The following is a 6905-nucleotide window of genomic DNA, read 5'->3' on the forward strand; positions in this document are numbered from 1 at the left end:
AGGGGCAGACAAGAGTACGGAGCAACACGATGACCAAGGCGCTCACGGGCGTTCGCATTCTCGACTTCACCCACGTTCAGTCCGGCCCGACCTGCACGCAGCTGCTCGCATGGTTCGGCGCCGACGTGATCAAGGTGGAACGTCCGGGCGTGGGTGACATCACCCGCGGCCAGTTGCAGGACATCCCGAACGTGGACAGCCTGTATTTCACCATGCTGAACCACAACAAGCGCTCGATCACGCTCGACACCAAGAACCCCAAGGGCAAGGAAGTCCTCACCGAGCTGATCAAGAAGTGCGACGTGCTGGTCGAGAATTTCGGCCCCGGCGTGCTCGACCGCATGGGCTTCCCCTGGGAGAAGATCCAGGCGATCAACCCGAAGATGATCGTCGCCTCGATCAAGGGCTTTGGCCCCGGACCGTACGAAGACTGCAAGGTCTATGAGAACGTCGCGCAGTGCACCGGCGGCGCCGCGTCCACCACCGGCTTCCGCGATGGCCTGCCGCTCGTCACCGGCGCGCAGATCGGCGATTCCGGCACCGGCCTGCACCTGGCGCTCGGCATCGTCACCGCGCTCTATCAGCGCACGCATTCGGGCAAGGGCCAGCGCGTCACCGCCGCGATGCAGGACGGCGTGCTCAACCTCGCCCGCGTCAAGCTGCGCGACCAGCAGCGTCTCGCCCACGGCCCGCTCAAGGAATACAGCCAGTTCGGCGAAGGCATTCCGTTCGGCGATGCCGTGCCGCGCGCCGGCAACGATTCCGGCGGCGGTCAGCCCGGCCGCATCCTGAAGTGCAAGGGCTGGGAGACCGATCCCAACGCCTACATCTACTTCATCACACAGGCCCCGGTCTGGGAGAAGATCTGCGACGTGATCGGCGAGCCCACCTGGAAGACCGATCCGAACTACGCCAAGCCTGCGGCCCGCCTGCCGCGCCTGAACGAGATCTTCGCCCGCATCGAGCAGTGGACGATGACCAAGACCAAGTTCGAGGCGATGGAAATCCTCAACAAGGACGACATCCCCTGCGGCCCGATCCTGTCGATGAAGGAGATCGCCGAGGACCAGTCGCTGCGCGCGACCGGGACCGTAGTCGAGGTCGACCACCCCACCCGAGGCAAGTACATCTCGGTCGGCAACCCGATCAAGCTGTCGGACAGCCCGAGCGAGGTGGAGCGTTCCCCGCTGCTCGGCGAGCACACCGACGAGATCCTGCGCTCGGTGCTCGGCTTCAGCGATCACCAGGTCGCCGAGATCCACAAGTCCGGCGCCCTCGACCCGCCGCAGAAGCAGGCCGCGGAGTAAGCGGACCGCCTCGATCAAGACGAAAGGGCCGCCCGAAGGTGCGGCCCTTTTTGCATGGCAAGAAGGCGATGCGGGAGGTCAAAACCAAAAGCTGGAAAACAACCCCATGCACAGTAGCTGGTCCCTTGATTCTAAAGATGATTTTTGATTTACCGCAATTTGTTTGACGCATCGGGCAGAACAGGCGTTTGTGCCAACATCGGAAAGTCCCCGACCGGGCAGTTCGACCGGGTTTCGCTTCCCTTTCGGAAACGGTGATGCTTTGACGGGCAAGAAGCCAACACGAAGGGCCGTCAAGCATTAAACGTCGATTTTGACATCGCCTCGATCATCTCAACTGGCCTGCAAGGTAGGCCTCGATAGGACCGATCACCCTTGACTGCAATTTCTCAATCATCTCCCGCGCGTCCTCATACTGACACACCGGAAGAACCCAAGGAAGCTTCTGGTAAAAATCGAACATCCCTGGTTCGCACTGCAATGATACTATCATCGGTTGAATAGGAACGTTGGGAAGATCGGGAGCCAATCCTCGCAACTCCTGCAGAATGCTCTTAGCGTCGGATATGTCTGCCACAATAAGTTTGGACATTCTGCCCAGAAGAGCGATCGTTCATCCGTGCTACGGCTCCTTGGCGTTTCAAAATCAAGAACTACGGCAATGGAGCCAAGTTCTGAGATGCGCTCTCTCCCGTGAGATTTGCGTGTGACAGATTGGTTCTGACCAACTTTGCGCCGCGCAAATCGGCGGATCGAAGATCCGCTGAGGAGAGATCCGCGCCCGTTAAATCGGCGCCACGTAGGATCGCCCCGCTCAAGTCGGCATTTATGAATTTCGATCGCTGCAAGTTCGCGTTTGTTAAGTTGCGCCATTTAGATCCGCCCAACTTAGGTCTGATTCCCAGATCGTCGCTTCTGAAAGATTGCCCCCAGCGAAATCAGCATTCTTGAAATCAGCCTAGTAGAAAGCCCCCATCTCATTTGCGCTACTCCCGAAAAAATATCCTCTGCACAAGCAAGCGTTAGCCCTTTTGTGCAGCGCACCCCTACATAATCCCTCTTGTTCAATCTGTTCATGGCCATGATTCCCCATAAGATAGAACATTCTTTTCTTACCGCGCCTTGGTTGATCCACTATGCTCGCCAGAACAGAGAAGGACGTTGCATTGAAAGGCTCCCAGACCGAAAAACTAAAGGTCTTCATATCCTACTCCCGGAAAGACCTCTCATTTGCGCTCCGCGTAGCTGGGGCGTTGGAAGCTCGGGGCTTGTCGCCGAAAATCGACACACAAGACCTTCCTACGCTCGAAGATTGGCGCCGTGAATTGCTGGCCTTTATTAGGGAAGCCGACGCAATTGTCTTCATTGTCAGCCCCGACTCCATTTTGTCCTTCGAATGCGCGTGGGAAATCGAGCAGGTGAACGCGCACAATAAGCGGCTGGCCCCAATCGTACTCAAGCGCGTCGACGAGGATCAGATTCCTAGCAACATTGCAAAGATCAACTATCTTTTCTTTGACTCACCCGACGAGTTCGATCGTCAAACAGACAGGTTGGCGGCCGCGCTACTCACCGATCAAGAGTGGGTTAAGGAACATACTCGCCTTGGCCAACTCGCCCGTCGATGGCAAGAACGAAAACGGACTCCATCTTTGCTGCTGCGAGGTCAAGAAGTTGCGGATGCCGAACTTTGGATCTCGTCTCAGCCGCGAACAGCGCCACAACCCACAGAATCGCATCGCGAACTGATTAGGCAGAGCCGGCAGAGCGCAGTGCGCCGACAGCGCCTCACAGTCCTAGGATCATTGACCATCGGAGTTGCTGCGATCGCGCTAGCGAGTGCCTTTTATTCGCAGAGAGAAGTTGCGAGAAAAAACGAGAGAGAGGCAATAAGTCTGCGCGCCGTGGCAGAAGAAGCACGGATGGTCGCCGAACAAAAGCGCAACCTTGCACTTAGCTCGGAGAGCACAGCTCTTGCTTCGCAAGCGAGCTCCCTCTTGGAGAAGGGTCGCAAGGAGAAAGCCTTTCAGTTGGCTTCAAGAGGGCTACCACGCCAGTGGTCAAAGCAAGATCGGCCAGTCACTGAAAGTTCACTGCGCGAATTTTTTCGTGCTTACGCCGATCTTACAACTCCGGAACGCGACACTGCTACATTTTGGCCGCACGCCGGGGCCAACCTGACAGCTATACACCTTACGCCGGATGGAACGAAGCTTCTAACAACAGGATGGGACGCCACTGCGCGAGCCTGGAGCAGGGAAACACTAAAGCCGTTGTCGGTCATGTTGCATGCCAAAGACTACTCGCTTTGCAGCATTGTCACTTCGATAGATATATCAGCAAGCGGTGACCTGGCGGTCACTGGGAGCCTGGATGGAAGGGTTCGGGTATGGAAAGTGAGTGATGGCGGATTGATCCAAGAAATTCATGTAGGCGCCAATCGCGCTGAATGCTCGATGGCACGTTGGGGGGCGTCGGAGCCGACCATCCTGTCCGTCAAGTTCGATGCATCAGCTAAGACAATACTCACCACCGCCGCTAACGGTGAAATCTGCCTATGGAAGAGAGACGGCGGAACACTGTTGCACAGATATCATCACTCCAGTCGTGTTAACCGCGCAATCTTTCACCCGGACGATGCGAACTTCGTTCTGTTCGGAGATCATGAAGGACTATTACGTTCGTTTAGCATCGAGACAGGAGCTATCAACTATGAGATCAACGAGGGAGGGAGCCTCCTCTGGTTAGAACTGTCTCGCAGTGGCAAAGCAATCTTGACCGCGAACGCCGACGGCACCGTGCGGTTGTACGAAACAAACTCGGGCAAACCACTTTTTCAACTTGTCGGCCACTCCCATTGGGTAACAGCCGCGGCATTTGGACCAAGTGACGCGTGGATCGCAACCGGATCAGATGACGGCACAGTCCGGCTATGGGATCCCGAAACAAAGGTGGCATTCGCAATCTTGGTTGTTGGCGAACAGATAACGGGGCTCGCTGTTGAGCCTCGTTCTGGCAGCGTGTTCGCTGCGGGTTTCGATGGGAAGCTGCACGTATGGCCCGATAGAACGGCGCTTCGTCAATTGCGATTGGGAAAAGCGGTCTCGGCGGCTCGAAGCAGGTTCTACGAATCACCATGGCAGTATGAAGCGATGATTTGGGACCCCTTGCTCGGCGACGACGCTGGATTCAATAGAACACGGAAGAGTGACAACCTGAGTTGCGACCAAGCGAATGATCCCAACGATCCACAAAGCGTCGGGCGTGGACTTGAGTGGCATCGCGTAAACAAAGAAGAGGCTTTTCGCGTTTGCGCTGCCGCAGCGCGAATCATCCCCAGCAATGGAAGGTACCTGCATAACCTTGGAAGGATTCTCGAATATCGGGGCGAACATGGACAAGCAGCAGAGACGTTCAGAGCCGCCATAGAAACGGGCACGTGGATTTCTGCCGTCCATCTCGCAAGCATGATTAAGGCGGGACGAACAGAAGGCGGACTGTCCGATATTGTAGTTCTGCTGCAGGAGGCGAGTAGTCACGACGTCGGAATAGCTTCGTGGAAATTAGCCGGCATGGTTTGGCGTGGAGAAGGGTCCTTGCCGGACCGCGCCAAGGCACTTCGGCTAATACTCTCTGCAGCGAAGCAAGGCGTTCCAGAGGCTCACGAATGGCTTGCTCAAAACTTAGAGGCGATCGACGAGCCAAACGCTCTACTCGCTGCAGCCTTTCATTATTCCGTCGCCGCCGAATTGTTCGAAGCGCGAGAGCAGAGCGTGAAGGCAAAGCAGCAGCACCAGAATCGAGGCAGAATCGCTCGACGCCTCGCACCATCTGACGCTGCAGAATCGTTCGAAAAAGCTCTTGATTGGAAGGCCGGGGATGATCCACCCATTGCGAGCATGGATATGCTCGACGAGTCACGTTTACTCCCTATCGAGCCCGACGCAAGACGGCCTCGGCAAGTATTTGATCAGCCGCGTATATCGGGTCGTACCTTGGATGGCTGTCTGAAGTCATCATTGAGTAAAATCCTCTTTCGAGCATCTAGTACTGGTGCGTTGTTAAACGGAGGAGATTGCATAGAGGCGGCGAGAGATGAGATCGCAAGCCACTTCTGCCGAACGCAGGGATATACCAAAGGCGTTGGCCTCACAGTGGACACTGGGCAGATACAAAGATCTGTGAAGTTATCAATTGAAAACGGCGGCTCTTTAAGCCTGAGTTATCTGTGGGCCACCGACAATCGTGGGGGAAACATCTTTTCGCAAATCACCTGCGAGTAGGGAGTATCCAGACATGCGGTGTGAATGTGTCTCGCAGCCCGAAGGATGCGCAGGAGCTGAACGCGGACTATAGCCGAATTGTGTCCTTGCCTGAGCATAGCACTGCTCGGCAAGGCCGCCGTCGTGACGTGTGGGGGAGTGTTCCCCCGAGCAGCGCACCGAGCACGGCGACTGGCATTCGCATGAGCATTTTCGGGCCGGACTAGCATTCTCGACTTCCGGCGCGGCTCGCGCTGGACCAGCACGAGCGATGCCAAAGGCTTCTTCGTGCTCTCCGAGCTGGAGCAATATGAGGTGCTCACCTCGAAAGGCTATCTTTACAGGCTTAACGCGCCGACGCCGTGGTCGACCAAGATGATGCCGCATGATCTCGGCATGGTTCGCGGCCAGTGCCGGCGATCGCAAGCGTCAGCGGTGGCGTTGCCACTCCGCTCGCGACGATCAGCTTGTCGCCGCAGGCCGGATATGAGGCGACCTGCAGGCACATCTTTCGAATAGGCTCGGCATATTGGCGCAGAGCCCCGGACCGACGAGCGCTCGCCTGCTCGTAACCGGCACGCTGCAGACGGAGCGCGCCCTCCGCCGAATGGCAGATCCGCGGCAAGGACGGCGCCGCCGACTAGATCGTGCTGCTGTCGGGATACGACGCCGATGTGGTCGAGACATTGATCGCAAGCCCCCTTTCGCCGGGGTCGCTTGGCGCCCTCGGCGCGCAGAGCAATCCTACGATCGGCCGCCATCAACTGGCGTTCACGATGACGCCGCAAGATGTCGTACTTGTCTGACACCCCGGCCCGGAGGCCACCAAAAAATTGCGAGAACGATGTCGGATCGTCAGCTTCCCGGTCGTCCTCGTGACATGAATGGGCCATAGACGCCAATCTCGGGCCCATCGATCATGAGGATAACAACGATGCCCAGCACGATCCGCCTGCACCGCGTTCTCGCCACCAGCCCGCAGAAAGTCTATCGCGCGTTCCTCGAGGCCGATGCGATGGCGAAATGGCTTCCGCCGAACGGCTTCACCTGCACCGTGCATCATTTCGAGCCCAAGGTCGGCGGCACCTTCAAGATGTCGTTCCGGAATTTCACGACGGGCAACAGCCATTCGTTCGGCGGCGAATATCTCGAGCTCGTGCCGGGCGAACGCCTGCGCTACACCGACAAGTTCGACGATCCCAATCTGCCCGGGGAAATCCAGGTCACGGTGATCTTGAAGAAGGTCTCGGTCGGCACCGAGATCGACATCACGCAGGCCGGCATTCCCGACGTCATTCCACCGGAGGCGTGCTATCTCGGCTGGCAGGAGTCGCTG

At 57.4% G+C, this 6905-nt stretch carries 4 protein-coding genes and 1 pseudogene; 3 read left to right on the plus strand and 2 right to left on the minus strand.

What is annotated here, in order from left to right; all coding sequences use genetic code 11:
- Positions 1-29 precede the first annotated feature (29 nt).
- Entirely contained in the window at positions 30-1307 is a 1278-nt protein-coding gene (gene frc, locus SE92_RS12255; protein WP_063195930.1) for a formyl-CoA transferase, read from the plus strand.
- Positions 1308-1960: 653 nt separating this feature from the next.
- Here frc and SE92_RS37540 read toward each other — a convergent pair.
- Positions 1961-2194 (minus strand): pentapeptide repeat-containing protein, encoded by a 234-nt coding sequence (locus SE92_RS37540; protein WP_502686760.1) that lies wholly within the window; start codon positions 2192-2194, stop codon positions 1961-1963.
- Positions 2167-2253: pseudogene (locus tag SE92_RS37545) on the minus strand (pentapeptide repeat-containing protein); the annotation flags it as partial. The pseudogene SE92_RS37545 and the gene SE92_RS37540, both read right to left, overlap by 28 nt.
- 190 nt (positions 2254-2443) lie before the next feature.
- On the opposite strand from SE92_RS37545, the gene SE92_RS34970 reads away from it, so the two are divergent.
- Both SE92_RS34970 and SE92_RS12270 read left to right on the plus strand, forming a co-directional pair.
- A complete protein-coding gene (locus tag SE92_RS34970; protein WP_084251800.1) occupies positions 2444-5590 on the plus strand; it encodes a TIR domain-containing protein in 3147 nt (1048 codons plus the stop codon).
- 913 nt (positions 5591-6503) lie between these two features.
- Positions 6504-6905: SRPBCC family protein (locus SE92_RS12270; protein WP_063195932.1), on the plus strand; the 402-nt coding region annotated here is incomplete at its 3' end.

The sequence above is a fragment of the Bradyrhizobium sp. AT1 genome (assembly GCF_001590795.1).
In the GTDB taxonomy this organism is placed as follows: Bacteria; Pseudomonadota; Alphaproteobacteria; order Rhizobiales; family Xanthobacteraceae; genus Bradyrhizobium.

Bases quoted from the DNA above. Each gene is read 5' to 3' on its own strand.
- SE92_RS34970 (WP_084251800.1), top strand. From the start codon at position 2,444: ATGCTCGCCAGAACAGAGAAGGACGTTGCATTGAAAGGCTCCCAGACC.
- frc (WP_063195930.1), top strand. From the start codon at position 30: ATGACCAAGGCGCTCACGGGCGTTCGCATTCTCGACTTCACCCACGTT.